Annotated in this window: 33 protein-coding genes; 5 read left to right on the top strand and 28 right to left on the bottom strand. The window is 55.9% G+C overall.

Features of this window, described 5'->3' with window-relative positions; genetic code table 11:
* Nucleotide 1: 1 nt before the first annotated feature.
* The 22 genes from secY to rpsJ all read right to left on the bottom strand — a co-directional run bounded on the left by secY (nucleotide 2) and on the right by rpsJ (nucleotide 11,097).
* Complete coding sequence (gene secY, locus CSQ86_RS02230; RefSeq protein WP_100493472.1) at nucleotides 2-1,339, bottom strand: preprotein translocase subunit SecY; 1,338 nt, start codon at nucleotides 1,337-1,339, stop codon at nucleotides 2-4.
* A 197-nt stretch (nucleotides 1,340-1,536) separates the two neighbouring features.
* Complete coding sequence (gene rplO, locus CSQ86_RS02225) at nucleotides 1,537-1,989, bottom strand: 50S ribosomal protein L15 (RefSeq protein ID WP_100493471.1); 453 nt, start codon at nucleotides 1,987-1,989, stop codon at nucleotides 1,537-1,539.
* A gap of 2 nt (nucleotides 1,990-1,991) precedes the next feature.
* On the bottom strand, nucleotides 1,992-2,177 hold the full coding sequence (rpmD, locus tag CSQ86_RS02220; RefSeq protein WP_033890761.1) for a 50S ribosomal protein L30: 186 nt from the start codon (nucleotides 2,175-2,177) through the stop codon (nucleotides 1,992-1,994).
* A 5-nt stretch (nucleotides 2,178-2,182) separates the two neighbouring features.
* Nucleotides 2,183-2,911, bottom strand: coding sequence for a 30S ribosomal protein S5 (gene rpsE / locus CSQ86_RS02215; protein ID WP_100493470.1), 729 nt, complete (start codon nucleotides 2,909-2,911; stop codon nucleotides 2,183-2,185).
* Nucleotides 2,908-3,279, bottom strand: coding sequence for a 50S ribosomal protein L18 (rplR, locus tag CSQ86_RS02210; protein WP_033890505.1), 372 nt, complete (start codon nucleotides 3,277-3,279; stop codon nucleotides 2,908-2,910). Before rplR ends, rpsE begins: the two co-directional genes overlap by 4 nt.
* Nucleotide 3,280: 1 nt before the next feature.
* The gene (gene rplF, locus CSQ86_RS02205; protein ID WP_100493469.1) at nucleotides 3,281-3,820 is read right to left on the bottom strand and encodes a 50S ribosomal protein L6; all 540 of its coding nucleotides are present in this window, start codon (nucleotides 3,818-3,820) and stop codon (nucleotides 3,281-3,283) included.
* Nucleotides 3,821-3,837: 17 nt separating this feature from the next.
* Complete coding sequence (gene rpsH / locus CSQ86_RS02200; RefSeq protein ID WP_100493749.1) at nucleotides 3,838-4,236, bottom strand: 30S ribosomal protein S8; 399 nt, start codon at nucleotides 4,234-4,236, stop codon at nucleotides 3,838-3,840.
* Between the two features lie 88 nt (nucleotides 4,237-4,324).
* Nucleotides 4,325-4,510, bottom strand: coding sequence for a type Z 30S ribosomal protein S14 (locus tag CSQ86_RS02190; protein ID WP_003814530.1), 186 nt, complete (start codon nucleotides 4,508-4,510; stop codon nucleotides 4,325-4,327).
* A 1-nt stretch (nucleotide 4,511) separates the two neighbouring features.
* The gene (rplE, locus tag CSQ86_RS02185; RefSeq protein ID WP_100493468.1) at nucleotides 4,512-5,084 is read right to left on the bottom strand and encodes a 50S ribosomal protein L5; all 573 of its coding nucleotides are present in this window, start codon (nucleotides 5,082-5,084) and stop codon (nucleotides 4,512-4,514) included.
* On the bottom strand, nucleotides 5,081-5,416 hold the full coding sequence (gene rplX / locus CSQ86_RS02180) for a 50S ribosomal protein L24 (protein WP_033890508.1): 336 nt from the start codon (nucleotides 5,414-5,416) through the stop codon (nucleotides 5,081-5,083). Before rplX ends, rplE begins: the two co-directional genes overlap by 4 nt.
* Before the next feature lies 1 nt (nucleotide 5,417).
* Nucleotides 5,418-5,786, bottom strand: coding sequence for a 50S ribosomal protein L14 (rplN, locus tag CSQ86_RS02175; protein ID WP_003829893.1), 369 nt, complete (start codon nucleotides 5,784-5,786; stop codon nucleotides 5,418-5,420).
* 94 nt (nucleotides 5,787-5,880) lie between these two features.
* Complete coding sequence (rpsQ, locus tag CSQ86_RS02170) at nucleotides 5,881-6,141, bottom strand: 30S ribosomal protein S17 (RefSeq protein WP_007055338.1); 261 nt, start codon at nucleotides 6,139-6,141, stop codon at nucleotides 5,881-5,883.
* A 2-nt stretch (nucleotides 6,142-6,143) separates the two neighbouring features.
* On the bottom strand, nucleotides 6,144-6,395 hold the full coding sequence (rpmC, locus tag CSQ86_RS02165; protein ID WP_100493467.1) for a 50S ribosomal protein L29: 252 nt from the start codon (nucleotides 6,393-6,395) through the stop codon (nucleotides 6,144-6,146).
* The gene (gene rplP / locus CSQ86_RS02160) at nucleotides 6,395-6,814 is read right to left on the bottom strand and encodes a 50S ribosomal protein L16 (RefSeq protein ID WP_033890511.1); all 420 of its coding nucleotides are present in this window, start codon (nucleotides 6,812-6,814) and stop codon (nucleotides 6,395-6,397) included. Before rplP ends, rpmC begins: the two co-directional genes overlap by 1 nt.
* Nucleotides 6,815-6,820: 6 nt before the next feature.
* Nucleotides 6,821-7,621: a 30S ribosomal protein S3 gene (rpsC, locus tag CSQ86_RS02155; RefSeq protein WP_033890513.1), complete on the bottom strand. Its 801-nt coding sequence runs from the start codon at nucleotides 7,619-7,621 to the stop codon at nucleotides 6,821-6,823.
* A gap of 2 nt (nucleotides 7,622-7,623) precedes the next feature.
* On the bottom strand, nucleotides 7,624-7,983 hold the full coding sequence (rplV, locus tag CSQ86_RS02150) for a 50S ribosomal protein L22 (RefSeq protein ID WP_100493466.1): 360 nt from the start codon (nucleotides 7,981-7,983) through the stop codon (nucleotides 7,624-7,626).
* Between the two features lie 17 nt (nucleotides 7,984-8,000).
* Nucleotides 8,001-8,279, bottom strand: coding sequence for a 30S ribosomal protein S19 (rpsS, locus tag CSQ86_RS02145; RefSeq protein ID WP_003814508.1), 279 nt, complete (start codon nucleotides 8,277-8,279; stop codon nucleotides 8,001-8,003).
* A gap of 15 nt (nucleotides 8,280-8,294) precedes the next feature.
* Nucleotides 8,295-9,125 carry a 50S ribosomal protein L2 gene (gene rplB / locus CSQ86_RS02140; RefSeq protein ID WP_100493465.1) on the bottom strand — a complete coding sequence of 277 codons (831 nt, stop codon included), beginning with the start codon at nucleotides 9,123-9,125 and terminating at the stop codon, nucleotides 8,295-8,297.
* Nucleotides 9,126-9,161: 36 nt separating this feature from the next.
* Nucleotides 9,162-9,458: a 50S ribosomal protein L23 gene (gene rplW, locus CSQ86_RS02135; RefSeq protein ID WP_100493464.1), complete on the bottom strand. Its 297-nt coding sequence runs from the start codon at nucleotides 9,456-9,458 to the stop codon at nucleotides 9,162-9,164.
* 5 nt (nucleotides 9,459-9,463) lie between these two features.
* Complete coding sequence (gene rplD / locus CSQ86_RS02130; RefSeq protein ID WP_100493463.1) at nucleotides 9,464-10,123, bottom strand: 50S ribosomal protein L4; 660 nt, start codon at nucleotides 10,121-10,123, stop codon at nucleotides 9,464-9,466.
* Between the two features lie 6 nt (nucleotides 10,124-10,129).
* Nucleotides 10,130-10,771, bottom strand: coding sequence for a 50S ribosomal protein L3 (gene rplC / locus CSQ86_RS02125; RefSeq protein ID WP_100493462.1), 642 nt, complete (start codon nucleotides 10,769-10,771; stop codon nucleotides 10,130-10,132).
* Between the two features lie 17 nt (nucleotides 10,772-10,788).
* Nucleotides 10,789-11,097: a 30S ribosomal protein S10 gene (gene rpsJ / locus CSQ86_RS02120; RefSeq protein WP_003808013.1), complete on the bottom strand. Its 309-nt coding sequence runs from the start codon at nucleotides 11,095-11,097 to the stop codon at nucleotides 10,789-10,791.
* 374 nt (nucleotides 11,098-11,471) lie between these two features.
* On the opposite strand from rpsJ, the gene budA reads away from it, so the two are divergent.
* The gene (gene budA / locus CSQ86_RS02115; RefSeq protein ID WP_423734793.1) at nucleotides 11,472-12,245 is read left to right on the top strand and encodes an acetolactate decarboxylase; all 774 of its coding nucleotides are present in this window, start codon (nucleotides 11,472-11,474) and stop codon (nucleotides 12,243-12,245) included.
* A gap of 77 nt (nucleotides 12,246-12,322) precedes the next feature.
* On the top strand, nucleotides 12,323-13,189 hold the full coding sequence (locus CSQ86_RS02110; RefSeq protein WP_341476013.1) for a YwiC-like family protein: 867 nt from the start codon (nucleotides 12,323-12,325) through the stop codon (nucleotides 13,187-13,189).
* Nucleotides 13,190-13,278: 89 nt separating this feature from the next.
* Here the strand turns inward: CSQ86_RS02110 and adhE are convergent, their stop codons facing one another.
* Entirely contained in the window at nucleotides 13,279-16,008 is a 2,730-nt protein-coding gene (gene adhE, locus CSQ86_RS02105) for a bifunctional acetaldehyde-CoA/alcohol dehydrogenase (RefSeq protein WP_100493460.1), read from the bottom strand.
* 438 nt (nucleotides 16,009-16,446) lie between these two features.
* On the opposite strand from adhE, the gene CSQ86_RS02100 reads away from it, so the two are divergent.
* Nucleotides 16,447-17,589 carry an ROK family transcriptional regulator gene (locus tag CSQ86_RS02100; RefSeq protein WP_100493459.1) on the top strand — a complete coding sequence of 381 codons (1,143 nt, stop codon included), beginning with the start codon at nucleotides 16,447-16,449 and terminating at the stop codon, nucleotides 17,587-17,589.
* A 110-nt stretch (nucleotides 17,590-17,699) separates the two neighbouring features.
* Here CSQ86_RS02100 and CSQ86_RS02095 read toward each other — a convergent pair whose 3' ends face one another.
* From CSQ86_RS02095 to CSQ86_RS02075, 5 genes are all read right to left on the bottom strand, one after another.
* Nucleotides 17,700-18,098, bottom strand: a complete 399-nt coding sequence (locus CSQ86_RS02095; RefSeq protein ID WP_100493458.1) for a VOC family protein — start codon at nucleotides 18,096-18,098, stop codon at nucleotides 17,700-17,702.
* A gap of 138 nt (nucleotides 18,099-18,236) precedes the next feature.
* Nucleotides 18,237-19,241: a zinc-dependent alcohol dehydrogenase family protein gene (locus tag CSQ86_RS02090; protein ID WP_100493457.1), complete on the bottom strand. Its 1,005-nt coding sequence runs from the start codon at nucleotides 19,239-19,241 to the stop codon at nucleotides 18,237-18,239.
* A gap of 337 nt (nucleotides 19,242-19,578) precedes the next feature.
* Nucleotides 19,579-20,616 carry an NAD(P)-dependent alcohol dehydrogenase gene (locus CSQ86_RS02085; RefSeq protein WP_100493456.1) on the bottom strand — a complete coding sequence of 346 codons (1,038 nt, stop codon included), beginning with the start codon at nucleotides 20,614-20,616 and terminating at the stop codon, nucleotides 19,579-19,581.
* Nucleotides 20,617-20,831: 215 nt separating this feature from the next.
* Entirely contained in the window at nucleotides 20,832-21,707 is an 876-nt protein-coding gene (locus CSQ86_RS02080) for a helix-turn-helix domain-containing protein (RefSeq protein ID WP_100493455.1), read from the bottom strand.
* Nucleotides 21,708-21,816: 109 nt separating this feature from the next.
* Nucleotides 21,817-23,772 (bottom strand): right-handed parallel beta-helix repeat-containing protein, encoded by a 1,956-nt coding sequence (locus CSQ86_RS02075; RefSeq protein WP_100493454.1) that lies wholly within the window; start codon nucleotides 23,770-23,772, stop codon nucleotides 21,817-21,819.
* Nucleotides 23,773-23,940: 168 nt separating this feature from the next.
* Between CSQ86_RS02075 and CSQ86_RS02070 the strand changes: the two genes are divergently transcribed.
* Together CSQ86_RS02070 and CSQ86_RS02065 are read left to right on the top strand one after the other, a co-directional pair.
* Complete coding sequence (locus CSQ86_RS02070) at nucleotides 23,941-25,242, top strand: extracellular solute-binding protein (RefSeq protein ID WP_165773704.1); 1,302 nt, start codon at nucleotides 23,941-23,943, stop codon at nucleotides 25,240-25,242.
* A 125-nt stretch (nucleotides 25,243-25,367) separates the two neighbouring features.
* The gene (locus CSQ86_RS02065; protein ID WP_207761541.1) at nucleotides 25,368-26,276 is read left to right on the top strand and encodes a carbohydrate ABC transporter permease; all 909 of its coding nucleotides are present in this window, start codon (nucleotides 25,368-25,370) and stop codon (nucleotides 26,274-26,276) included.

Here is a 26,276-nt window from a genome sequence, read left to right as displayed (position 1 = left end):
GTCAGCCTTCCTTGTGATCCACGTTCTCCAGCAGGAAGCCGGTGTACTGGAACTGTTCGGTCTGGGCCTTGGCCTGACGCAGCGTATCAAGACCGACGCCGGCGATAATCAGAATCGTGGTACCACCGAACGGCAACTGGGCATTGAGGCCCAGCGCCATAATCAGCACGGTTGGAATCAGGGCCACGAACAGCAGGTAGACAGCGCCCACGGTGTTGAGACGGTTCATCACGTAGGTCAGGTAGCGGCTGGTGGCGTTGCCGGCGCGGATGCCGGGGATGAAGCCACCGTACTGCTTCATGTTGTCTGCCGTCTCATCCGGGTTGAAGGTGATGGATGTGTAGAAGAAGCAGAAGAACACGATCATCAGTGCGTACAGTGCGATGTACCACACGGACGTGGTGTTGGCCAGGTTGTTGTTGATCCACTTGACCCAGGACTGATCGGACTTACCGAACTGGGCGATCAACGTCGGGATGGCCAGGATGGAGGAGGCGAAAATCGGTGGGATAACGCCGGACATGTTGATCTTCAGCGGCAGGTAGGTGGAGGAGCCACCGTACATCTTGCGGCCGATCATGCGGCGGGTGTACTGCACCGGCACGCGGCGCTGGCACAGTTCCACAAAGTCGACGAAGATCAGGATGACCACGAGCACGGAAACCACGATGGCGAACTTGCCCCAGTTGCCGTCAGTGCCATTGGTGCCGTAACCGATCTCCCACAGCTGCGGCAGGAAGCCGGAGCAGATGGACATGAAGATCAAGATGGACATGCCCTGACCGATGCCCTTATCGGTTACGAGTTCGGCCATCCACATGATGAAGCCGGTGCCACCGGTCATAATCAGGACCATGACGACCAGGTTCCACACGGAACCATCCGGAATCACCTGATCGCACTGGTAGTTGAAGAGAGCGCCGGAACGAGCGGTGACCAGAATGGTGGTGGACTGCAGCACTGCCAGACCGATGGTGAGGTATCGGGTGTACTGGGTGAGCTTGGCCTCGCCGGACTGGCCTTCCTTATGAAGGGCTTCGAATCGAGGAATCACCACGCGCAACAGCTGCACCACAATGGATGCGGTGATGTATGGCATCACGCCCAGTGCGAAAATGGACAGCTGAAGCATGGCGCCGCCGGAGAAGAGGTTCACCAATCCGATGAAGTTCTCCTGAGTGGAGCTGCCGATCTTGGCCATGCACTCGTTCACGATGTTGTAATCCACACCAGGAGTTGGAATGAACGATCCAATACGATAAATAATGATGATGAACAGGACGAAGAGAATCTTCTTCCTGAGTTCCTTGGTCTTCAGGGCCTGGATTAGTGTCCTCACCTGGATTTCCTCCCTATAGTGCGAATCAAACGCACAAAAATACACAAACTATCGAACGAGCATAGTCGAACGTGCCTACTTAAGACACCCTTGTCTCGAGTTTCTTTCGTTCGATGGCAACGATAAACCCCCGTCCACCAATCGGCGGGCGGGGGTTTATCTATGTCTTAGCCTTGCTTAGGCTCCCCGAAAAACGCTCAGTCTTCGGAGATGGAGCCGCCAGCAGCTTCGATCTTGGACTTGGCGGAAGCCGATGCCTTCACACCCTTGAGGTTGAAAGCAACGGTGGTCTCGCCTTCGCCCAGAACCTTCACCGGGGCGTTGCCGCGAACGGCACCCTTGGCGACCAGGTCGGCTGCGGTCACGTCGCCGCCCTCGGGGAAGATCTCCACGAGCTTGGCGATGTTGATGACCTGAGCCTCAACCTTGAACGGGTTCTTGAAGCCACGGAGCTTCGGCAGGCGCATGTACAGCGGCAGCTGGCCACCTTCGAAGCCAGGACGCACATGGTTGCGCTTGGTCTGGCCCTTGGCGCCACGACCGGCGGTCTTGCCCTTGGAGCCTTCACCGCGGCCCACGCGGGTGCGGTCCTTGTTGGCGCCCGGAGCAGGCTTCAGGTCGTGCATCTGCAGGATTTCGTTATCTGCCATAATCAGTCAACCTCCTCAACGGTGACCAGGTGACGCACGGCGTTCACCAGACCACGGTTGGCCGGGGTGTCCGGGCGGACAACGGTCTTGCCGATCTTGTTCAGACCGAGGGTCTTGGCGGTAGCACGCTGAGCCGGGGTACGGTTCACGAGGCCGTGGTGCAGGGTAATCTTCAGGTTCTTAGCCATGATAATCACTCACCGTCCTTCTCTTCGGCAGCCTTGGCAGCAGCCTCTTCGCGAGCCTTGCGAGCCTCGGCGATGCCGGCGGCACGGGCACGCAGCAGGGCGTCAGGAGCGACTTCGTTGAGGGACAGGCCACGGCGAGCGGCGATCTCCTCCGGCTCCTCGAGCTGCTTGAGGGCGTCCACAGTAGCGCGAACAACGTTCACGGCGGTGGCGGAGCCCATGGACTTGGACAGCACGTCGGTGATGCCGGCGCATTCCATGACGGCGCGCACGGAGCCACCAGCGATTACGCCGGTACCCGGGGCAGCCGGACGCAGCAGAACGGTGCCTGCAGCATCGTGGCCCTGAACCGGGTGGGTGATGGTGCCGCGGACGCGAGGCACAGAGAACATGTGCTTCTTGGCGTCGAGCTGGCCCTTGGCGATGGCGGCCGGGACCTCACGGGACTTGCCGTAGCCGACACCCACGGTGCCGTTACCATCGCCGACCACCACGAGGGCGGCAAAGCTGAAGGTACGACCACCCTTGTGGGTCTTGGACACACGGTTGATGGTCACCACGCGATCGAGCAGTTCGTCGCCGCGGTTTTCCTCACGACGGTTACGACGCTCGCCACGACGGCCTTCACCGCGCTGGCCACGACGACCCTTACGGTCCTCGTTGTTGGATTCGGTCGCCACAGTGTTCTGAGTTTCTTCAGCCACTTGGGTTTCCTTTGCTTCGTTGTCGCTCACAGTGCAAGACCTCCCTCGCGGGCGCCTTCAGCCACAGCTGCGACGCGACCGGTGTACTTGTTGCCACCGCGGTCGAACACGACCTCGGTGATGCCGGCGGCCTTGGCCTTGTCGGCAATCAGCTCACCGACCTTCTTTGCAGCCTCAACCTTGGTGCCCTGGAAGCCGGCGAAATCGGCCTGCAGGGTGGAGGCGGACACCAGGGTAATGCCCTTGGTATCGTCGACCACCTGGGCAACCATGTGGCGGTTGGAGCGGGTGACCACCAGGCGCGGACGCTCGGCGGTACCGGAGATGCGCTTGCGGATACGTGCGTGACGGCGCTTGAGGGCGACCTTCTTGCCCTTTCCGAGAATTGCAACGCTCATATCACTTACCAGCCTTTCCAGCCTTGCGCAGGATGCGCTCATCGGCGTACTTGACGCCCTTGCCCTTGTAGGGTTCCGGAGCGCGCAGCTTGCGGATGTTGGCGGCAACCTGGCCCACGGCCTGCTTGTCAGTGCCCTCGACAACCACATGAGTGGGGTCGGTGACCTTCAGAGTGATGCCTTCAGGCGGGTTAACGGTGATGGTGTGGGAGTAGCCGAGGAAGAACTCGATGCCCTGGCCCTTGGCGACGGCGCGGTAACCGGTGCCGACGATCTCAAGAGTCTTGGAGTAGCCATCGTGCACACCCTTGACCATGCTGGCCATGATGGAGCGAGCCAGACCGTGCTTGGCACGGGTCGGACGCAGGTCATCAGCCGGGGTGACGACGATCTCGTTGCCTTCGACAGCAGCGGAGATGCCTTCCGGAATCACGTAGGAATCAGAGCCCTTAGCACCCTTGGCCGAGAAGTTCTGACCTTCAATCTTGACTTCAACGCCAGCAGGAATGGCGATGGGGAGCTTACCAATATGCGATGCCATGTTTCAGCTCTCCTTTCTCACCACACGAAGGCGACAATCTCGCCGCCAATGCCTCGGTCGAGGCATTCCTTCTGAGTCAGCAGTCCCGAAGAAGTCGAGATGATGGCGATACCCAGGCCACCGAGCGGCATCGGCAGGGAGTCGGACTTAGCGTAACGACGCAGGCCCGGCTTGGAGATGCGCTTGATGCCCTGAATGGAACGCTCACCGTTCGGACCGTACTTGAGGGTGACCTCAAGAGTCTGGCCGACCTTGGCTTCCTTGGCGGTGAAGTCCTGGATGTAGCCTTCACGCTTCAGGATCTCGGCGATGTTCGCCTTGAACTTGGAGTACGGCATATCCACGGTTTCGTGCTTTGCCGCGCTCGCGTTACGCAGACGCGTCAGCATGTCTGCGATCGGATCTGTCATTGTCATTTTGGGCTTCATGCCCTTTCTCGCCGTGGTTTCCGCCGCTGTTCCGCCCTCACGGGCGGAACTGGCCGCGGACCTTCAGCGTCGATGTTTACCAACTGGACTTCGTAACTCCGGGCAGCTCGCCGCGGTGAGCCTTCTCACGAAGGCAGATGCGGCACAGGCCGAACTTGCGGTAGACGGAGTGGGGACGACCGCAGACCTGGCAGCGCGTGTAAGCGCGGACCTTGAACTTCGGCTTGCCGGCCGCCTTGTTCTTAAGAGCGGTTTTTGCCATATCAGTTCTCCTTGAAGGGGAAGCCCAGCTGCTTGAGCAGTGCGTAAGCTTCCTTGTCGTCCTTGGTGGAGGTCACCACAGTGATGTCCATACCGCGCACGTGATCGATCGAATCCGGATCAATCTCGTGGAACATGGACTGCTCGGTGAGACCAAAGTTGTAGTTGCCCTGGCCATCGAACTGGTGACCGTTGATACCGCGGAAGTCGCGGATACGAGGCAGCGCGAGGGTCAGCAGACGATCCAGGAACTCCCACATACGGTCGCCGCGCAGGGTGACGTATGCACCAATGGCCTGGCCTTCACGCAGATGGAACTGAGCGACGGACTTCTTGGCCTTGGTGATCTTCGGCTTCTGGCCGGTGATCAGGGTGAGGTCCTTGACGGCACCTTCGATGAGCTTGGAGTCGCGTGCTGCGGCGCCAACGCCCATGGAGACGACGACCTTCTGGACGCGAGCAACCTGCATCGGGTTGGAGTACTTGAACTCCTTCTCGAGCTCAGGGATGATCTGCTCGTTGTACTTGACCTTCAAGCGCGGGGTGGCCGGCGCTTCGACAGTGGTATCGGTCATGCCAGCTCCTTTCCGGACTTCTTGGCGACGCGCACGCGCACGGTCTTGACCTTGCCGTCACGCGCCTCTTCCTTGATGGTGACACCCACGCGGGTAGGCTGCTTGGTCTCCGGGTCGATGACCATCACGTTAGAGCGATGAATCGGAGCCTCGGTGGCCACGATGCCGGCCTGCTGACCCTGCTGGGTGGCACGCACGTGCTTCTTGACGATCTGAACGCCTTCAACGATCAGGCGGTCGTTGGAGAGCACCTGCTTGACGGTGCCTTCCTTACCACGGTCCTTGCCGCGGATGACTTTGACCAGATCGCCGCTCTTGATCTTGGCTACCATGTCAGATCACCTCCGGGGCGAGGGACACGATCTTCATGAACTTGTGCTCACGCAGTTCACGACCAACCGGTCCGAAGATACGAGTGCCCTTCGGTTCACGGCCGGAGCCGAGAATGACGGCGGCGTTCTCGTCGAACTTGATGTAGGAACCGTCCGCACGACGGGATTCCTTGACAGTACGGACGACGACAGCCTTAACCACATCGCCCTTCTTGACCGACCCGCCAGGAATGGCGTCCTTGACGGAGGCGACGATCACGTCGCCGATGCCGGCATAGCGTCGCTTCGATCCGCCGAGCACTCGGATGGCGAGGAGTTCCTTCGCACCCGTGTTGTCGGCGACATGAAGCCGCGTTTCCTGCTGAATCATTGATTCTCCTTAGCCGAGCTGGTTCTCCCCATTTACCGGGGCACCATGGTTTCCCGCAGTGCCCCGGTAAATGGCGAGCCTTGCCGAACTTTACTTACTTGGCGCGCTCGATAATGCTTTCGAGACGCCAGCGCTTGGTCTTGCTCAGAGGCCGAGTCTCCATAATACTCACGAGGTCGCCAATGTGGGCGTCGTTGTGTTCATCATGGGCCTTGACCTTGCTGGTGGAACGAACGACCTTGCCGTACAGGGGGTGGGTCGAACGCTGCTCGAGCTCGACGGTAATCGTCTTGTCCATCTTGTCGGACACGACGTAGCCGCGGCGAACCTTACGGAAGTTACGCTCTTCAGCCATAATCACTTCTCCTTGGATTCGGTAGCGGCCGGCTCCTGGCTGATGCCAAGCTCACGCTCACGAAGCACAGTGTACATGCGAGCAATGTCACGCTTGACTGCCTTGAGACGGGCGGTGTTGTCGAGCTGACCGGTCGCGTGCTGGAAGCGCAGGTTGAACAGCTCTTCCTTGGACTTCTTGAGGAAGTCTTCAATCTCCGCGTTGGTCTTCTCGTTCAGATTCTTGATGGAGTATTCAGCGGTACCGTATGCCATCAGATGTCACCACCTTCACGTGCGATAATGCGGCACTTCATCGGGAGCTTGTCGATGGCGCGACGCAGAGCTTCCTTGGCGATGTCGTCGGACACGCCACCGATTTCGAACATCACGCGGCCAGGGCGAATGTTCGCAATCCAGAACTCCGGAGCACCCTTACCGGAACCCATTCGGGCGCCGAGTGCGTGCTTGGTCAGCGGACGATCCGGGAAAATCGTGATCCACACGCGGCCACCACGCTTGATGTAGCGGGTCATGGCGATACGTGCAGCTTCGATCTGACGGTTGGTCACGTAAGCCGGGGCAAGAGCCTGGATGCCGAAATCACCGAAGTTGATCTCGTTGCCGCCCTTGGACATGCCAGAACGCACGGGGCGGTGCTGCTTGCGGTACTTAGTCCTCTTGGGGATAAGCATTCTTGCTCACTCCTTCGTTTCTGCTGCAGGAGCGGCCTCAGCAGCGGGAGCCTCAGCCTTGGCTGCGGACTGCTGCTGGGCGGCGGAACGGTTGCCACGGCGCGGACGGCGATCGCCGCGACGGCCCGGGCGGTTGTTCTGCTGAGCCTGCTGCTCTTCGAACTCGGATTCGGTCATGTCGCCCTTGTAGATCCACACCTTAACGCCGATGCGGCCGTAGGTGGTACGAGCCTCAAAGAAGCCGTAATCGATGAGGGCGCGGAGGGTCTGCAGCGGAACGCGGCCCTCACGGTAGAACTCGGAACGGCTCATTTCCGCACCGCCGAGGCGGCCGGAGAGCTTGATGCGGATACCCTTGGCACCAGCGTGCATGGCGTCCTGCTGAGCCTTGCGCATTGCACGGCGGAAGGTGACGCGGTTGGTCAGCTGCTCTGCGATGCCCTGAGCGACGAGCTGGGCGTCCAGCGCGGCGTTCTTGACTTCGAAGATGTTGAGCTGAACCTGCTTGCCGGTCATCTTCTCGAGCTTGGCGCGGACCTTCTCGGCCTCAGCGCCGCGGCGGCCAATCACGATGCCCGGGCGGGCGGTGTGAATGTCCACGCGAACGCGGTCGCGGGTGCGCTCGATCACGATCTTGCTCACGCCAGCGCGCTCGAGGTCCTTGTTCATCTCCTTGCGGATCTGATCATCTTCCAGGACGAAGTCGCGGTAGCGCTCGCCGGCCTTGTTGGAGTCGGAGAACCACTTGGAACGGTGGTTCTCGGTGATGCCCAGACGGTAGCCAAACGGATTGATCTTCTGACCCATCTTTAGCGGGCTCCTTCCTTGTTAGCCACGACGACCGTGATGTGGGAGGTGCGCTTGTTGATGCGAGCAGCGCGGCCCTGGGCACGAGCGCGGAAGCGCTTGAGGGTCACACCTTCGTCAACGTAGGTCTCCTTGATGTACAGGTCGTTCTCGCGGAACGGCTCGCCGGCCTTGTCGGCCTTCACGCGAGCGTTGGCGATGGCGCTCTCCAGGGTCTTGCGAACCGGCAGGGCTGCAGACTGGGGGGCGAACTTCAAAATGGTGACGGCTTCGGTCGCCTTCTTGCCGCGGATGAGGTCGACCATGCGGCGAGCCTTGCGCGGCGTCACGCGGACGTGACGAGCGATTGCTTTAGCTTCCATGTTCTATTCCTTATCCTTTAGCGGCGGGCCTTCTTGTCGTCCTTCACGTGACCCTTGAAGGTCTTCGTGGGGGCGAACTCACCCAGCTTGTGACCAACCATGGCTTCGGTGACGAACACCGGCACATGCTTGCGACCATCGTGAACGGCGAAGGTGTGTCCGATGAAATCAGGGGTGATCATCGAACGACGGGACCAAGTCTTGATGACGTTCTTGGTGCCCTTCTCGTTCTGCTCGTCGACTTTCTTCTGCAAGTGGGCGTCGACGAAGGGGCCCTTCTTGATGCTACGAGTCATCTTCTCGATACTCCCTTACTTGCGGTTCTTGCCAGACGGACGACGACGAACAATCATCTTGTTCGAAGCCTTCTTCGGACGACGAGTACGAACCTCGCCCTTGCCCCACGGGGAAACCGGCGGCTTACCACCGCGGGTACGACCGCCGTGCGGGTGGTCGACCGGGTTCATAGACTCACCACGGGTGATCGGACGGTGGCCGATCCAGCGGGCGCGGCCAGCCTTGCCGAGCTGGATGTTGGCGTGGTCCTCATTGCCGACCTCACCCACGGTTGCGCGGCAGCGAGCGTCGACGTTGCGGATTTCGCCGGACGGCATACGCAGCTGGGCGTAAGCGCCATCCTTAGCGACGAGCTGGACGGAGGCACCGGCGGAACGAGCGATCTTGGCGCCGCCCAGCGGCTTCAGCTCGATAGCGTGGACCACGGTACCGGTCGGGATGTTGGCCAGCGGCAGGTTGTTGCCCGGCTTGATATCAGCCTGAGCGCCGGTCTCGATGACGTCGCCCTGCTTGATGCCCTTCGGTGCGATGATGTAGCGCTTCTCGCCGTCTGCGAAGTGCAGGAGGGCGATGCGAGCGGAACGGTTCGGATCGTATTCGATCTCAGCAACCTTGGCGGGCACGCCGTCCTTGTCCCAACGCTTGAAGTCGATGAGACGGTACTGGCGCTTGTGACCGCCGCCGCGATGGCGGGAGGTGATACGGCCGTAAGAGTTACGACCGCCGGTCTTGGACTTCTTGCGAACCAGCGACTTCTCAGGCGTGGAGCGCGTCAGATCGGAGAAATCCGAGACGGACGCGTTGCGGCGGCCTGCAGTCGTCGGCTTGTAAACGCGGATAGCCATAATGTAGTTCTTCCTTTAACTTTTCTCGGCTAGCCTTCAGTTGCCAAAGATGTCGATCGTCTGGCCCTCGGCAACGGTCACGATAGCGCGCTTCTGGGAAGCACGCTGGCCGAAACCGGTGCGGGTGCGCTGCTTCTTGCCAGCGCGGTTGAGGGTGTTGACGTTCGTCACCTTGACCTTGAAGATCTCTTCAATTGCCTGCTTGATCTGAACCTTGTTCGCATCCTTGGCCACCACGAAGGTGTACTGGCCACGGTCGGAAGCGGCGTAGCTCTTCTCGGAGACGACGGGCTTCAGGATCACGTCGTGTGCGGGCTTGTGAATAGCGACCATCTAAATCAGGCCTCCTTCGGCTCGGTCTTGGCAGCCACGAAAGCCTCGAAGGCTTCCTTGGTGAAGACCACGTACTGGGCGGTAACCACGTCGTACGTGTTGAGCTGATCGACGAAAATCGGGTGAACGGTCGGGATGTTACGCACGGACAGCCACTCGTTGATGTTGTCGCGAGTGAAGACGACCGTGGCGAACTTGTCCGAAGTGACCGGGGTCAAAGCGGCAAGAGCGGCCTTGGTGGACGGGGTATCGGTGATGCCGAAGTCCACAACGGCAACGCGGCCGGCGTTGGCGCGATCGGAAAGCACGTAACGCAGAGCGGCGGCCTTCATCTTCTTCGGGGTGCGCTGAGAGTAGTCGCGCGGCTGCGGACCGAACACGGTGCCGCCGTGGTACCACTGCGGGGCGCGGATGGAGCCCTGGCGAGCACGACCGGTGCCCTTCTGCTTCCAAGGCTTCTTGCCGCCGCCGGAAACCATGCCACGGGTCTTGGTGGCGTGGGTGCCCTGGCGAGCAGCAGCGAGCTGAGCGATAACGACCTGGTGGATCAGCGGGACGTGAGCCTGCACGTCTTCAGCGGAAACGCCGAAGATCTCAGCAGGAGCTTCAACGGTACCAGCGGCCTGGCCCTTGGCGTCAGTGACGTTCAGAGTAACGTTTGCCATGGTTTATCAGGCTCCCTTCACTGCCGAACGGACGAGAACGATGCCGCCCTTCGGGCCCGGAATGGCGCCCTTGATGGCGAGAATGCCGTTCTCCACGTCGGCGGAGACAACAGTCAGGTTCTGGGTGGTGGCGGTCACATGACCCATGCGGCCAGCCATACGCTTGCCCTTGAGGATGCGGCTCGGGGTAGCGCATGCGCCCACAGAGCCGGGACGGCGCTCGTTCTTGTGAGAGCCGTGGGAACGACGGTAGGACTTGAAGCCCCAACGCTTGATGGTGCCGGCGAAGCCCTTACCCTTGGAGGTGCCGGTAACATCGACTTCTGCACCCTCGGCGAACACTTCGGCGGTCAGCTCCTGGCCGGCCTCGAACTGATCGACATCGTCGGTACGCACCTCAACGAGGTGACGACGAGGGGTGACACCAGCCTTGGCGAAGTGGCCGGCGAGCGGCTTGGTCACCTTGGTCGGGTCGATGGCGCCGTAGCCGAGCTGAACAGCCTTGTAGCCGTCGGTCTCCTCGGTCTTGACAGCGGTCACCACATTGGTGGACACGTCGACGAGAGTAACGGGCACGAAGAAGCCGTTCTCATCCCACACCTGGGACATGCCGAGCTTCTTGCCCAGCAGAGCCTTGCGATTAGACATAATGCTTCCTCCTCCCTTCACAGCTTGATCTCGATGTTGACGTCTGCAGGCAGATCGATGTGCATCAGAGAATCCACGGCCTTCGGGGTCGGGTCCACGATGTCAATGAGGCGCTTGTGAGTGCGCATCTCGAAGTGCTCGCGAGAATCCTTGTACTTGTGAGGAGAACGAATAACAACAAAAACGTTCTTCTCAGTCGGCAGCGGAACGGGGCCAACCACAGTTGCGCCCGCGTTCGTCACCGTTTCGACGATTTTCTTCGCCGATTGGTCGATGACCTCATGGTCATAGGACTTAAGCCTGATGCGGATTTTCTGTCCCGCCATTGCCGTCCGCCCTTTCTAGCGATATTCGTTGTACTGTTTACCAACCTGCTTCTTCAGGGCACCGGCGCGCATGGCCTCCCTTGGACATACGTCCTCTGGCGGTCATCCGACATCAGTGCGCGGCTTCTGGTCTTCACCCTGCGGTGGTTTCCAGCCCGCGCTCGCTTTTTTTAATTCCAATTTGCGAGCCCAAATCAGGCAACTTGTTTATTGAACCATTGAGGCGGGACTAAATCCCACATCCATCATTTCGGCGTGTTGCCCCGCTCGCTATCGCAGTCAACATGATCTGCGGCATCCACCAAACGTGACGGAAGTCACCTGTGGATTTATAGGCCAATGATTGTAAGCACCGCCTCGCAGGCATTAGGGTGATGAGCGTGACACAATCACTGGCCAAGAACATACGTCCCATTACCGAACATGGCGCCAATGTGCTTTACCAGCATGGCACATTGGCCTTGCTGGTTCCGGGTCTGCTGGAAGGCACGACCACCATCGGCGAATTGCTCAAGCACGGAGACACCGGCATCGGCACCGGAGAAGGTCTGGACGGTGAGCTCATCATTCTCGATGGCGTGGCCTATAAGGTTGGCCAGTCCGGCATCGCCGAGAAGGTCCCGGACGATTTCACGATGCCATTCGCCAATTCTCACCGAGCTGCCTTCCAATATCAATGCGAACGCGATGATATCGGGCTCGAGGAGCTCAACAATAAGATCGTCGAGGCGAACGGTCGCGCCAATACGTTCTTTTCGGTGATTGTGCATGGCACATTCAGTTTCATGAAGACCCGTGCCGTTATCAAGCAGCAGGCGCCCTATCCCACGTTGCTCGAAGTAGCCGATCGGCAGGCCGTCTTCCTTCGCCACGATGTGACCGGCACCATGCTCGGCTACTTCTCCCCCGTGATGTTCCACGGCGCCGCCGTGGCCGGCTTCCATGAGCATTTTCTCTCTGACGATCATACGTTCGGCGGCCATGTGCTCGACGCCGTACTAAGCCATGGCAAAATCTACAGTCAGGTATTCGATACGTTGGTCACTCATCTTCCAGTGGATGATCCTGAATACCGTAATCACGATTTCAGCCAAGACAATATCGCCGAGGCAATCACCAGCGCCGAAGGCGATACGCACGCAGACTGAACCGTACTCTGGCACTCCAATCACCTTGTCCCATAGCTCTTGTTCTTCAGATGCTTGGATTGATACCTTATATATATATGAGCGATCGATCTTCCATGCACCGCCCGCAATTCACTCGGCCGGAGCCTCAGCCACAACGAGCACGGCGCACCATGGTTCGTGATTGGATTCCCGACCAGCCAGGTGCGTGGGTGATGGCTTTGGCACCCGCACTCGCAGGCGCGGTATGCGGTTCGGCATGGTCGGCAACCAAGCCTGATGCCGCGCCAAGCGCAGCCGGTTGGTGGGTGTTGGCCTGCTGGGCATTGTGCTATTGCGTGGAATTCACTGCTGCGCGTTGGCTGAAATCGCACTGCGCCGCACGCTACTTGTCTCCGGCTATCGGCTATTGCGTCGCACTCGCAGTGGTAGGACTGCCTTTCTTGGTGATGCACTTCGATGTGCTCGTATGGGCTCCTATATACGTGGCATTGGCAGCGGTCGCGTGCGCCGGCGCCTGGTTCCGCCGAGAACGCTCGCTTTGGGCCAATGCCGCAGCAGTGATTGCAGCCAGTTTGATGGCGACAATCACGCTTCACTATGCCGCGAACTCGCCGAGTCTTCCACAGGCGTCGCTTCCTGGCCTGGTGCTGGTACTGTGCTTTGCCGCAACTCAGTTCGGCTCGGTGTTGTTTGTCAAAACGATGATTCGCGAACGCGGCAAGCTCCCCTATGTTGTCGCGTCTTGGATTTGGCATGTCGCTTTGCTGGCTTGGTGGATTGCGGCGGCAGACCGTAGCTGGTATCTGGTGGCGTTAGGCGTGATTTTGCTCGTCCGTGCGATTGCACTGCCGCTGATCGCATGCAAACGCACTGTCAAGCCCGTAGTCGTTGGCATTACGGAATGCTTCACTAGTCTGATTGCTTTTGGTTGCATTATTGCCAATGTGCTGATTGCTCTGTGAGCAGCATCGGTTCCTAAATATGAAAAAAGCCCATCCGGAATGGATGGGCTTTTTTCATGACCTATAGGCGGTCAGCCGCGAATTTGCACTCAGACGCGCTCGGAGGCTTCCTCCGTGGCGGCCTCGCCTTCGCGCTCCACGCGAATCTGGTGGCCTTCGGCCTGGGAGACGCCGTAGTAGGCGGCGATGGCGATGTCCTTCATGTCGTTGATCAGCGGGATGCGCGGGTTGGCCGGAGTGCACTGATCCTCGTAGGCACGCATGCCGATCTGGTCGAGCACGCTCCAGAAGTAGTCCTCATCCACACCGCAATCCTTGAAGCTCTTGTTCATACCGAGCTTGTTGTCGCGGTAGTCCTCGACTGCCTTCGCCAAATTCTCGACGGCTTCGGCCGGGGTCTTGCCGGTGTCGATGCCGAGGTTGCGGGCGATGTCCTGGTAACGCTCCGGGGCGATGTACTTGTTGTACTTCGGCCAAGAAGTAGGCTCCTCCGGAATCTGACCGTTGTAACGAATCACGTACGGCAGCAGGATGGAGTTGGTGCGGCCGTGGGCGATGTGGCACAGGGCACCGATGGTGTGGGCCATGCCATGGCACATGCCGAGGAATGCGGAACCGAATGCCATGCCGGCCATCGTGGCGGCGTTGTGCATCTTCTCCTGGGCTTCGGTCTTGGCCAGACCCGGCTCGCCGTTGACGGACTCAGCCAGGTTGTCCCAGATGAGCTTGGCTGCGTGCAGCGCCATGCCGTCGGTGAAGTCGTTGGCGTAAACGGACACGTAGGCCTCGAAGCTGTGGGTCAAGGCGTCGAAACCGGCGTCGGAGGCCAGCTTGCGCGGCTGAGTACGAGCCAGCACCGGGTCGACGATAGCCACGGACGGGGTCAGGGCATAGTCGGTGATTGGGTACTTGTAGCCGGTCTTGTGATCGGTGATCACGGCAAACGGGGTGACTTCGGAGCCGGTGCCGGAGGAGGTCGGGATGCACACGAGCTTGGCCTTCTTGCCCAGCGGCGGAATCTTGAAGGCACGCTTGCGGATATCGAAGAACTTCTCACGCACATCGGAGAAGGCGATTTCCGGGTGTTCGTAGAGCAGCCACATAATCTTGGATGCGTCCATCGGGGAGCCACCGCCGACTGCGATGATGGTATCCGGCTCGAACTCCTCGCGCATCATCTCGGCGCCCTTTTCGACGGTCTCGACGGAAGGCTCCGGCTCGACGTAGTCGATGATGCGGAAGGTCACGCGGTTGGAGCGTGCACGCAGCTGGTCGATGATCTTGTCGACGATGCCGAGCTGTTCCATGACCTTATCGCACACGATGACGGCCTTCTCGATGCCGTACATGTCGCGCAGGTACTTGATGGCGTTCGGCTCGAAGTAGGTCTTCGGCGGGATCTTGAACCACTGCATGTTGTTGTTCCTCCGAGCAATGCGCTTGATGTTGACGAGGTTCACGGCCTGAACGTTGCCGGAAACCGAGTTGCCGCCGTAGGAGCCGCAGCCCAGGGTCAGGGACGGGGCGATGGCGTTGTAGATATCGCCGATGCCACCGAGGGAGGAAGGCTGGTTCCAGATGATGCGGCAGGCGTGCATGCGAACGCCATACTCACGCACGAGCTCCTGGTTGTTGGTGTGAATGGCGGCGGTGTGGCCGGCACCGAGTTTGAGCATCTGCTCGCACATCTCGAAGGCCTGCTCCTTATTGTCGGCCTTCAGGACGGCCTGCACCGGGGCGAGCTTCTCGTGGGTCAGCGGCTCGTTGTCGGAGACTTCCTTGCACTCGGCGGCCAGAATGGTGGCATCTGCCGGGATTTCGAAGCCGGCTGCCTTGGCGATGAACTGCGGGGACTTGCCCGGCACCACGGAGTTGAGCTTCGGGGTCTGGCCGCTTCCGGCGGTGCAGCCAAACATGTACTGCTCGAGCTTGGCCTTCTCCTCGGCATTGACGAAGTATGCCTTGCGGGTCTTCAGCTCCTTGATGAGCTGCGCGTAGACATCCTTGTGGGCGATGATGGCCTGCTCGGTGGCGCAGATCATGCCGTAATCGAAGTGCTTGGAGAGCACCAGATCGTTGGCGGCGCGCACGATGTCCACATCGGAATCGACGTAGGCCGGAGCGTTGCCGGCGCCCACGCCGAGGGCGGGCTTGCCGGAGGAGTAGGCGGCCTTGACCATGCCCGGACCACCGGTAGCCAGAATGGTTGCCACACCCGGGTGCTTCATCAGAGCACCGGTGGCTTCGATGGACGGGTGCTCAATCCACTGGATACAGTTTTCAGGAGCACCGGCGGCGATGGCGGCGTCGCGCACGATCTTGGCGGCTTCGACGGAGCACTTCTGTGCACCCGGGTGGAAGCCGAAGACGATCGGGCAACGGGTCTTCAGAGCAATCAGGGACTTGAAAATCGCGGTGGAGGTCGGGTTGGTGACCGGGGTGACGCCGGCTACGACGCCGACCGGCTCGGCCACTTCGTCGATACCCATCACGTCGTCTTCGCGAATGATGCCCACGGTCTTCTGCCCGGCGAGGTAGTTGGTGACGTGCTCGCAGGCGAAGATGTTCTTGGTGGCCTTGTCTTCCACGAGGCCACGGCCGGTCTCGTCCACGGCCATCTTGGCCAGCACGAGGTGCTTGTTCAGAGCGGCGATGGACGCCTTGGCGACAATGCGATCGACCTGCTTCTGGTCCAGATTCTCGAAGGCGACCAGTGCCTTCTGCGCCCTCTCAACCAGCGCGTTGACCTCAGCCTCGGCTGCGGCCTGCTTCTCTTCCGGGGTCGGCTTGGTGGCTTCGACCTTCTTTGCTTCTGCCAATTCGGGTCCTCCTCGATCTAACTTGGGGTGTTTGGCAAAGTGTTCTGTTGTGTCACAGTCGCTGTGACCTGAGTCACAATATACCGGAGCCTTTTACTCACTGCATACGCACAAAATCAACGGCGTTTCACGTGCTATATTGTTTGTTAATTGTTGGTATTTGATATTTTTAGTTAACAAAAATTAACATTTTAGCCATTATTGAGATGTTTTGTGCATTTTTTGAGATTTATAACATGCTTAAACCACCAAAAACAATGAGCCTTTTTGCAAAGTACTTACTAAAAGTTATAAAATCAGTTAGAATTATTTAAAGCCCTTTTAGATAAGTTCTCTCAAACTCATAGAGCACAACGTATTGATTGCGCCACGCACCATCCAATAGAAAACTTAACATCTCAAGTACAATCGCATACATCACACCAATGGAGGTTGATCATGAGAGCGATGCCATCTACCGCGCTAAAAGCTCATAATCGTAATGCCATGACACAATACCTATATACCCATAGGCAAGCCACCAAGCAAGAACTGGAACGTGAACTTGGACTAAGTCTCCCCACTATCACCCAAAATCTCCGTTATTTGGAGGAAGATGGTCTTATAGGCAAAGGGGACCTTCAAGATTCAACGGGAGGCCGTAAAGCACAGAGTTATGACTTCAACGCAGATCACCGCACCTCCATTGGCGTGGTAATGAGAACCAATGAACTGCAAATATGCGCAATAGATCTTTATGGCGAGGTGGTCGAAGAGGCCTGTCACACGATTCCATATCGGGATAACAGCACCTATTACCAACGTATGGGCGATATTATCAACAACTTCGCACAACGTGCGGAAAAGAAGCACGGTAAGGTATTGGGAGTTTCGTTCGCTATACAGGGTATCGTTTCCCCCGATGGCTCCACCATCACTTTCGGCACTCTTATGGGAAACACAGGGCTGACGCTAGACACGATTTGTCAATCCATCCATTATCCATGCATGATGATTCATGATTCGGATGCTTCAGCCATGGCCGAGCTTTGGTTCGATCACTCACTTACTGATGCCGTATGCGTCTATCTCGAACGACGCCCTGGCGGAGCCGTAATCGTCAATGGCAAGTTGTATCAGGGACCCAACCAATGCAACGGCACCATCGAGCATATGACACTGGTGCCAGGAGGCAGAGAATGTTATTGCGGCCAACATGGATGCATGGATACATACTGTTCTCCCGAAACTCTGCCAGAAGACTATGAAAGCATACCCGGATTCTTTAGCGTTCTCGAACAAGGAGAGCAGCACCATCGCGAACGCATGGACAACTGGCTTAATTATGTAGCGCAAGCCATTGTAAACGCTCGTTCAATCATCGCCGGCGATGTCATCATTGGTGGCGAAGCCGCAAAACATCTTACCGACGACGACATCGAGACGTTAAAAGCAAAGGTTACGCACCATAGCCCTTTCGGCACTGAACATTTCACACTGAGAAAAAGCTATTGTGCGGATAATCAAAACATCATCGGAGCCGCACTGCGTTTCGTGGAGATCTACCTCAACGACATTTGTGGCACCGCAGAAAGCAAATAGTCTGTTGCTCACATGGCATGAATGCCATGTGAGCAACAGATATAAAACGGTCCGAGAATCACATTCGCGATGTTCTCGGACCAGACACAGATATAACAGATATACGAGCGCTAGATAATCTGACAGAATTCGATGGTTTCTGCGTTCGGACCGTAAATATTGAAATAACGGATGCCCTTATCCCAGAACGAGGGAATGGACTGAATCGTCTCATCCTTCAGCTCAAGACCTAAAGCTTTAGCATTTTCAAATGCCGCCTCGATATCCGGTGTATCCAAGGCCCAATGGTTGATAGCGCCAGTGGTCATCGGAGCGGGATCGCCCTCCCAAGTCTCAATGGTTAGGTGTCCGTAGCGGAGGAATGCACAACGATTTTCGCCATTGTGGAATACTCCCGCAAGCTCAAAACCAATCTTTTGAGTATAAAACTCAATGGTCTCGTCCAAATCCTTTGCAGGCATTCCCGAATGTTGGAAATCCGTAGTGAATGCGGTCATTGGCTTATCCATCATGTTCTCCTTTGAACTTGATTTTTATTCCTATCTACAATAAGACATGTTTCCCGAAGATATGTTCATCTTAGAAATATGTAGTAAAAAAGTTCGGCCGCCGGGAAAAAGGGAAAACCGGCGGCCAAGTATGAGTGGTTACCTGCCGACCTTGACGACAGCCTTGGAGACGCCCTTAATCTTGCCATCAAGGAAGTCTTGAACCTCTTCGAGCTCCAACTCATGGCTGATCAGCGGGGCGACGTTCATCTTGCCTGATTCAAGCAGACTGATGGCGTCCTTGAATGTGAGCGGGTTGATGAAGGAGCCTTGAATGGTCAGCTGCTTCTTATAGATGTCATAGGTGTTCATCTCGAAGTGTGCTTCCTGCGGACCGACACCGAACATCAATACCTGCGCACCCTTCTTGGCGGCCGCAACAGCCTGAGCCTGGGTCTGCGGCAAGCCGACGGCTTCGATAATCACGTCATAAGCATCAGTCGGAACATCCTCGCGAGTGGTGTTGAAGACATTCTTAACACCGAAGAGTTCCTGGTTACGTCTGAGCTTTTCATCGAAGATACCGGCCAGGTCCACTTGGTGCACACCGTAAGCTTGCACAATTTGGGCGAATAGTTGGCCCATAAAGCCATCACCAATAATTAATGCTTTCTGATAGGGACGTAGCTTCAGCAGATCTACACCATGCACCGCGCAAGAAATGGGCTCGATGGCAGCGGCGTCTTTGAGGGAGACATTGTCTGGCAGCTTGTAGACTACAGTCGCAGGTGCGGTGAATTGTTCGGCAAGACCGCCGTCGCGAGTAACGCCGACTGCTGAGAGATGGTCGCACAGCTCAGGGCGTTGAGTCAGGCAATACTCGCATTGCCCGCAGTAAATATTCGGATCGACAGCCACACGATCACCTACTTTGACGCCTGTGACCTCAGCGCCGACGGCGGCGACAACGCCGGAATTTTCATGACCAAGTACGATCGGCGGTACAGCAGCGGCGGAGCCTGGACGGCCAGCATACAGATCGTGGTCGGTACCGCACACACCAGCGTATGCAGTGTTGATTAGCACTTCGCTCGGCTTGATTTCCGGAGTGGGCAGTTCTTGAATTTCAAATTCTTTGACGCCGGTAAGCACGAGAGCCTTCATAACAGGTCCTTTCGGTACAAAAATACCCCATGCAACTACGTTGTTCAGAGGCAGCTGACGCAATCCGCTTCGTTTTTGGATTGTTACCGTTTAGCATACCATTTAAAAACCATTTACACAAATCGTTTTTCTAAAAGTTTTAAAATAAAGTAGGGCGAAAAGAAGCTGGGTCAAGCATCCAATCGCCCTACAACCACTAATGCCGTCCTACAGGAGGTTCCATGGCGATAAACCGCTGCCGTACGTTAAAATCATCACAGCGGATATCGCCAGTACCGTCACCACTGCAGCCACGGCAGGCCATGGGGAGTCACTCCGCATCATTGCAACACGCTTCCTAGTCAACCGTAATCTGAATTTTCACGTCCTCGGGACGGGCCTCAGCCACACGATCAAATGCGTCTTTCGCGTGATCCATATCAAATACATCAGAAATAAACGGCTTAAGATTAATCTTGCCTGCGGCAACCAAATCAATGGCTTTCTGATAGACGTTGGCATAGCGGAACACGTTTTCGATTCGTGTTTCTCGAGCCTGGACCTCAGTAATATCCATAGGCACTACACCATCGGCCGGGATGCCAACAATCACCGTCACATTGCCCGGAGCACCCAACTTCCACAAGTTGTTATATGCCTTCAGATTACCGGAACATTCAAAGACACGGTCAGCACCCCAACCATCAGTCTCCTCGGCAATGCGCTGCAGCAGATCTTCCTTCTTGATATCCACAGGAATCACACCAGGAATCTTGCCGGCGAGCTCCAACTTCACATCGGAAATATCGGAAACAAGTACTTTTGAGCACCCCCCTGCCATTGCGGCAGCGGCAACCATGAGTCCAATAGTTCCGGCACCTACTACCACAGCGACATCACCCGGCTTTATAGCCGCCTTTGTGGCGGACCACATTCCGACAGCTAGAGGCTCAAGAAGGGCTCCCTCCCCATAGCTCACGTTTTCGGGGAGCTTATAAGTGAATGCGGCTGGATGAATGACCTCTTCACAGAGGCAACCATCCACTGGTGGCGTCGCAAAGAAACGGACTGCAGGATCGATGTTATACAGGCCTAATTTAACAGCCTTGGAATTCATATCAGGAATTCCTGGCTCCATAGCCACTCGGTCGCCTACCTTGAAACCAGTGACCCCCGGGCCAACCTCAAGAACCGTGCCTGACGCCTCATGCCCTAAAATCATGGGCTGTTCAACAATATACTTGCCCACGCGCCCATGGGTGTAATAATGCAGATCCGACCCGCAGATACCCACCGTATGAGGAGCGATGCGAAGCTCACCAGGACCAGGTGCAGATACATCCGGCACTTGACGAACATTAATAACATCCTTACGCTCTAGGACCACTGCCTTCATAATTTCCTCCTTGGAATTATCTATCGACGTCCTCGTCGTATCTTTAAGCCTATGAGGTTGAATATGCCCTTTTCTGTACTGAGGTACCCAACATATGTACTTTCATGACATGCACAGAAAACAAAGGTCATCGAAATATAGATTTTTCTTCCAAAGAATCACCACCAGCATCCGCCTCCATCACAAAGACGCAGATACAGCTCCTTCCATTCCTTCTATCTATGCCTGCGCCGATATTCCGAAGGAGTCATACCAGTTTCCTGACGAAATCTACGATTAAAATTCGCCGTATTGACGTATCCGCATTCGGCTTGAATACGCGAAATACCATAGTTCGTGGAATCAAGTAATCTGCAGGCCTTGGCGACTCGCAATCTTCGTACCATGTCCGAAAAGCTCACACCGGCAGACTGTTTAAAGAATCGAGAAAAAGCCGGACCACTCATGGATATTTCACGAGCAACCGTTTGCAGTGATACATCCTCGGATAAATGCTCTTCGATGTATGAGAGCACTGTGTTAATACGCCGCTCACTGTTTGATGCCACATTGCAGTCATATCCGGGAGTCACCACGCAAGACCATTCATCTGTAGGAGCATCCGCAAAAACCTGCAATAAGTTCAACAGGACAATCAACTTATCAAACCCGACGCATCGTCCCATCTTTTCCAAGAGTCGCGCCGCCTTTGCCGCTGATTGTCCATCAAGCGCAATTGCCCGCTCAGACCGGCGAAGCAAGCCATACAACCGCGAGGCTTCCGGGAAAACACGTATCAACGCGTTCAAGCGATTAGGATGAACTTGGCAAAGCACATCCCGTTCAGCCAATGCCTGTCCTGCATCTAAATTTGAAATCCAATTGTGCGGAAGATTCGGTCCGAGCATGAACACTTGCCCCTCATGGAAAGGCACCATGGCATCCCCCGCCATCATGAAGCCACTCCCCTCTCGGATGAGATGAATCTCAATTTCTGGGTGATGATGCCAACGGGCCAACATCGAAGGATACCCGTGTTCAGACCAACGAATTGCCTCATCGCATTCTGACACAATGATTTCCAGTGATCCTTGTTCCTTACCGCTCATCATAAGACTTCACCACTAATCACGATGCTGCCTTCTATACTCGGAAGGAGTGGACGCGGGTGTTTTTTGAACGGCTAGGCGGCCAAAAAACACCCGCATCCCAACCGATTTATTAGAATACGCGAATCAAATTATGTCCGATGGACAACTCTTCAAAAGGCCCCGGCGTCGGAACTCTTTTACGCGCAATACCATTGATATCCCTATCAATTACTAAAGGAGTTCCATCGGGATTTTCATAACGCTGCCTGACCAGACGAGGAACACCGAGCACATCCGTGTCGATAATTCGAGTATCGACATCCAATGGGGCATTCAACGTCAATTCACACCAAACGGTTCCATCATCCTTTGTGACAACATGCACATGAGGATCGGTCTCTGACATCAGATTATGGATTTCCCTGTCGTATGATTCTGTTCCGTTAAGGTAAACGTTGCCGTCGATATATGCCGGCTGGGGCACTTGTTCAAACAGCTCGAGATCTCCAATGCCCAAGGAATGCACCTTGGCAACATACTCCGCTTCGCTGGCGGGAGCCCCATCATACACGTCAGTGCCACGCGTATCCGTACCATTAATGACCTGTGCCGCAGCAAAGATGTTCTGTATGATACGATCATCGTTGCCATATACGCATGCGGTACCTAACACCCTAGTCGAATGGGGCAAATGGTACGGGGTAAAGCGATTAGTAACCGCGATTTTACGGGTGGAACCGCAGAACAGGTTATGCACATATGCGGTTCCCTGAGCGGCATTATCGAAATTGTAAGACGAGGCGAACACATTATTGTCGATTAGACAAGGCCCATGAGTCACCTCGATCATGAAATCGCGTACATTCCGATGATAGACATTCGACGTCACACGAGTGCCTTGGGCCTGCCAATCGAGCCACGTGCCTAAAATGCAATCATGAATGTTGTTGTTGCGAATGATCACATCAATGGCGGCATGCAGTTTTATTCCCGCGATTTCATGGCCAAAGTATTCATATTTCGTCCCAATATCATGAATGTCGTTATGTTCGATTAGAGAATTGATGCATCCAAGATGACCGACAACACCGTTCTGCCCGCAATCATGAATGATGTTGTTTCGGACGACATGTGAGCCGACACGCTCCTTGTCCCATCCATAGTGGCGCGCCCTGAATACGGTCTCAAGCTGACATTGGTATCCCGGCTTAAGACCCTCATAGTAGGCTTCGTTGTTCCCGGTTGAATATTCTTTTCCGAGACTGATCGCACTGCACTTGGCGTCATGCAAATGGTTGTCTTCGATAATCCAGCCTTTTGCCCAATGAGGCCCCACCATGCCTGGCTGATCAGCGGTGGGAGGGGCCCATTGACATGCAGCGTGCGCCATCTCAAAACCACGAACTGTGATGTAATCAATGCCGGTGTGAATCGGCATGAAGCATGCCGCCCGTACATTGATCTCCACCAGAGACCTATTCGGATCGGCATCTGCGAAATTAGCCCAGATGATCGTGGTGTCTTTTGTCACCTCAGCGTACCACTGCAGACGAGTACGTTCGACATCGGGAATGCGCAGAGGAAACTTCACCCAGTCAGGACCGGGGCCAAACTGACGAGGAACAGCAGTACATACATCGTCATAAGTCCGAGCTTGGAACAATGAACGGCCGTCAAGATAAACGTCTCCCAAGCTGAGCTTCCAGTCATTGGGCTGTTCAAGCCAATCACCTTCCAAGGGGATATCAAACGGATTGTAATTGCCGAACAGCGCATTTGGGATTTCAGCTTTCCATACCGTGCCTTGATCATGCACCCAAGCATCAATAATCTCCGATCCTTTGATGACCGGATGCTCACCTTCGGCGGCTTCATACACGATACGAGAATGGATGTCCGCACCGCCATTCTTCGGTGCCACCCACTCTCGATACACACCATCATGAACTATGACACGATCCCCTGGAAGCGCGATATCAGCGGCTTGCTGTATCGACGAAAAGGGGCGCTCCAAAGAACCGTCGCCGTCCTGACTCACTTGCGCCCGGACGTGAATCTCCCGATTCGTGACTATTGCATTGGTCATGATAATCCTCCTTTGGATTTTTATGCTCAGTTGGTGCAGCGCCGCACCGACTGAAAGTTGTTACTTGACAAGTATTCATTAAAAGATAATAATTGTCAATACATCTGCAACACAGATGTCGTTTCTAGATCAGAGAAGATACTACGAACGATGCTCAAGGAGGAGTATATGAAAACCGCAACAAAAGCAATAGCATCATTGGCTTCACTGGCGATGTTGACATCTTTGGCGGCATGCGGTAATACGCCTGGTTCGGCCTCATCTAATGGCAACGCAACGGCGTGGGGTATCAGTGACGCCAACTTCGCCCCGGCCAAAGAATCATTTGAACTATGGAACAAGAATCATTCCGATCAACAAATCAGTACCGAATACTTCGCCAATGATGCCCTCAAGGAAAAGATGCGAACAGCGATCGGATCCGGTAACGCGCCGACCTTTGTCTACAGTTGGGGTGGTGCTTCGCTTAAAGATTATGCGGATTCTGGAGCAATCGTGGATTTGACTGACGAACTTGCAGACACGGTAAACGATCGGGTATTCGAATCCGTAGCGCAAGGCGGCTATATCGGCGACAAACTGTACGCAACACCGCTCCTTGGCGCACAACCAGTGGTGTTGTACTTTAATAAATCGGTTTTGAACGACGCAGGAGTAAGCGAAGCACCCCAGACATGGACCGAGCTTCTGGATGCAGTCGCAAAAATCAAAGCATCCGGAAAAACTCCAATAGCATTGGCAGGAGGCAGCAAATGGCCATACCTGATGTGGGCCGCTTATTTGGTTGATCGCATCGGCGGCCCAGAGGTGTTCCAAGGCGTTATGGATGGTAAGGCCGACGCATGGAGCGATCCCGCTGTCTCCCAAGCGATGGAAATGATCCAGGATCTTGTCAAAGCCGGGGCATTCGGAGATATCTATACCTCTCTGACCTCAGACGATCGCAAAGATACCTCCATGCTGGTCAACGGAACCGTAGGCATGGAACTAATGGGCTCTTGGGTTTACCCCGATCTGCAGTCACTATCTACTGATTTCGCGGCTAATGACCTCGGATTTGCGCCATTCCCGGCGGTCGAAGGAGGCAAGGGCGATATCAACGATTTGACCGGCAATCTCGCCAATTACTGGTCTGTGTCCGCCAAGGCCAACGCCAAGCAACGGGAAACCGCCATCGCATATCTAAAGGATCAGACATACACTGACGCCATGGTCGACAAGATGCTGGACATCGGCGCAGTACCGCCCGTAAAAGATATCGAGCAAAAGGTCAAGGACGCAGACACCAAAGTCGGTTTCTACACCTGGGTCTATGAAGCCATGAGCAGTGCACCCGCATTCCAGCTTTCTTGGGATCAAGCCATTCCGGCAGCGCAAGCTGAAGCGGTACTCAACAACTTGGAACAGGTGTTCTTGCTCACACAGACGCCAGATCAATTCGTGGATGCAATGAACGCGACACTCAAATAATTCTCTACACCCCTTTTGAGCCGGGGCGGCTGACCGTAATCATACAAGGCCGCCCCCCATAATTCGAATCGGCCAATGTCCCGGTACGAATCCTGATATCTGCATCAATTTCGGAGATGATAAGCATGGCAATTGCACATAAAGGCAAGGACTCAGCCAAGCCGCTGCATATAGGCCCTTCCAAATGGTATGCGGCACCCGCACTGCTCCTATTTGGATTGTTTGCTCTTCTGCCCTTAGTCGGCGTAGTGATTTTATCGTTTATGACTTGGGACGGCCTAGGCGCGGTGTCATTCAATGGAATCGACAACTGGGCTCGTATGCTCGCCGATCCCCTTGTTCTCAATGGACTCAGACTCACCTTGATTCTGACCATTGTTTCTTGGGCGGTGCAAACTCCCATCTGCATACTACTTGGAGTCTTTATGGCTGGGACGCAGAGATACAGAGCATTCCTAGCCGTCTTCTATTTTCTACCGCTTCTATTCAGCTCAACTGCCGTAGCTATCGCATGGAAGAATCTTCTCGACCCTTCATTCGGCATAGGAAAAGCTTTCGGCGTCAGCTGGATGGCTCACAACTGGCTTGGCGATCCAAAGACCGCTCTATGGGTCATCGTCATTGTGGTTTCCTGGTGCTTTATCCCGCTGCACTCTCTGCTGTATCAAGGCGCCGTGCGACAGATCCCTCAAACCATGTACGAAGCAGCAACCATTGATGGAGCAGGTTCGATTCGTCAATTCTTCTCCATCACACTACCGCAAATAAAATACACCATCGCCACAGACTCCACACTGATAATCGTTGGCTCGCTGACATATTTCGATCTTGTGTATGTGATGACCAGTGGTGGGCCCGGCAACGCTACCCGTCTGCTTCCACTCGACATGTACTTGAAAGGCTTCAAGAGCTACGACATGGGCGGCGCAAGCGTTGTCGGAGTCATCATCCTTGCCCTCGGCATCACCATGTCCCTCATTCTCAACAAGATTTCAGGATCTGACAAAATGGATAGCCAGATGGAAGGCGTGTGA

Origin of the sequence: Bifidobacterium felsineum, from assembly GCF_002802915.1 — a bacterium.
Lineage (GTDB): Bacteria > Actinomycetota > Actinomycetes > Actinomycetales > Bifidobacteriaceae > Bifidobacterium > Bifidobacterium felsineum.
The sequence above is the reverse complement of the archived record's forward strand: the minus strand, read 5'-3'. Positions and strand labels throughout refer to the sequence as shown.

What these genes read in the sequence shown, in the direction of transcription:
- rplV (WP_100493466.1), bottom strand. Translation starts at nt 7,983, where the DNA reads ATGGAAGCTAAAGCAATCGCTCGTCACGTCCGCGTGACGCCGCGCAAG.
- CSQ86_RS02100 (WP_100493459.1), top strand. Translation starts at nt 16,447, where the DNA reads ATGAGAGCGATGCCATCTACCGCGCTAAAAGCTCATAATCGTAATGCC.
- CSQ86_RS02075 (WP_100493454.1), bottom strand. Translation starts at nt 23,772, where the DNA reads ATGACCAATGCAATAGTCACGAATCGGGAGATTCACGTCCGGGCGCAA.
- rplF (WP_100493469.1), bottom strand. Translation starts at nt 3,820, where the DNA reads ATGGCATCGCATATTGGTAAGCTCCCCATCGCCATTCCTGCTGGCGTT.
- CSQ86_RS02190 (WP_003814530.1), bottom strand. Translation starts at nt 4,510, where the DNA reads ATGGCAAAAACCGCTCTTAAGAACAAGGCGGCCGGCAAGCCGAAGTTC.
- CSQ86_RS02085 (WP_100493456.1), bottom strand. Translation starts at nt 20,616, where the DNA reads ATGAAGGCAGTGGTCCTAGAGCGTAAGGATGTTATTAATGTTCGTCAA.
- rpsC (WP_033890513.1), bottom strand. Translation starts at nt 7,621, where the DNA reads ATGGGTCAGAAGATCAATCCGTTTGGCTACCGTCTGGGCATCACCGAG.
- CSQ86_RS02090 (WP_100493457.1), bottom strand. Translation starts at nt 19,241, where the DNA reads ATGAAGGCTCTCGTGCTTACCGGCGTCAAAGAATTTGAAATTCAAGAA.
- rplC (WP_100493462.1), bottom strand. Translation starts at nt 10,771, where the DNA reads ATGTCTAATCGCAAGGCTCTGCTGGGCAAGAAGCTCGGCATGTCCCAG.
- rplX (WP_033890508.1), bottom strand. Translation starts at nt 5,416, where the DNA reads ATGGTAGCCAAGATCAAGAGCGGCGATCTGGTCAAAGTCATCCGCGGC.
- rplO (WP_100493471.1), bottom strand. Translation starts at nt 1,989, where the DNA reads ATGGCAGATAACGAAATCCTGCAGATGCACGACCTGAAGCCTGCTCCG.
- rpmC (WP_100493467.1), bottom strand. Translation starts at nt 6,395, where the DNA reads ATGGCATACGGTACCGCTGAATACTCCATCAAGAATCTGAACGAGAAG.
- CSQ86_RS02095 (WP_100493458.1), bottom strand. Translation starts at nt 18,098, where the DNA reads ATGGATAAGCCAATGACCGCATTCACTACGGATTTCCAACATTCGGGA.
- rpsJ (WP_003808013.1), bottom strand. Translation starts at nt 11,097, where the DNA reads ATGGCGGGACAGAAAATCCGCATCAGGCTTAAGTCCTATGACCATGAG.
- rplD (WP_100493463.1), bottom strand. Translation starts at nt 10,123, where the DNA reads ATGGCAAACGTTACTCTGAACGTCACTGACGCCAAGGGCCAGGCCGCT.
- CSQ86_RS02070 (WP_165773704.1), top strand. Translation starts at nt 23,941, where the DNA reads ATGAAAACCGCAACAAAAGCAATAGCATCATTGGCTTCACTGGCGATG.
- rplR (WP_033890505.1), bottom strand. Translation starts at nt 3,279, where the DNA reads ATGAGCGTTGCAATTCTCGGAAAGGGCAAGAAGGTCGCCCTCAAGCGC.
- rpsH (WP_100493749.1), bottom strand. Translation starts at nt 4,236, where the DNA reads ATGACAATGACAGATCCGATCGCAGACATGCTGACGCGTCTGCGTAAC.
- rplE (WP_100493468.1), bottom strand. Translation starts at nt 5,084, where the DNA reads ATGACCGATACCACTGTCGAAGCGCCGGCCACCCCGCGCTTGAAGGTC.
- rpmD (WP_033890761.1), bottom strand. Translation starts at nt 2,177, where the DNA reads ATGGCTAAGAACCTGAAGATTACCCTGCACCACGGCCTCGTGAACCGT.
- CSQ86_RS02065 (WP_207761541.1), top strand. Translation starts at nt 25,368, where the DNA reads ATGGCAATTGCACATAAAGGCAAGGACTCAGCCAAGCCGCTGCATATA.
- rpsQ (WP_007055338.1), bottom strand. Translation starts at nt 6,141, where the DNA reads ATGGCTGAAGAGCGTAACTTCCGTAAGGTTCGCCGCGGCTACGTCGTG.
- rplB (WP_100493465.1), bottom strand. Translation starts at nt 9,125, where the DNA reads ATGGCTATCCGCGTTTACAAGCCGACGACTGCAGGCCGCCGCAACGCG.
- rpsS (WP_003814508.1), bottom strand. Translation starts at nt 8,279, where the DNA reads ATGACTCGTAGCATCAAGAAGGGCCCCTTCGTCGACGCCCACTTGCAG.
- CSQ86_RS02080 (WP_100493455.1), bottom strand. Translation starts at nt 21,707, where the DNA reads ATGATGAGCGGTAAGGAACAAGGATCACTGGAAATCATTGTGTCAGAA.
- budA (WP_423734793.1), top strand. Translation starts at nt 11,472, where the DNA reads ATGAGCGTGACACAATCACTGGCCAAGAACATACGTCCCATTACCGAA.
- rplP (WP_033890511.1), bottom strand. Translation starts at nt 6,814, where the DNA reads ATGCTTATCCCCAAGAGGACTAAGTACCGCAAGCAGCACCGCCCCGTG.
- rplN (WP_003829893.1), bottom strand. Translation starts at nt 5,786, where the DNA reads ATGATTCAGCAGGAAACGCGGCTTCATGTCGCCGACAACACGGGTGCG.
- rplW (WP_100493464.1), bottom strand. Translation starts at nt 9,458, where the DNA reads ATGGTCGCTATTCACAAGCCCGCACACGACGTGATCCTGAAGCCCGTC.
- CSQ86_RS02110 (WP_341476013.1), top strand. Translation starts at nt 12,323, where the DNA reads ATGAGCGATCGATCTTCCATGCACCGCCCGCAATTCACTCGGCCGGAG.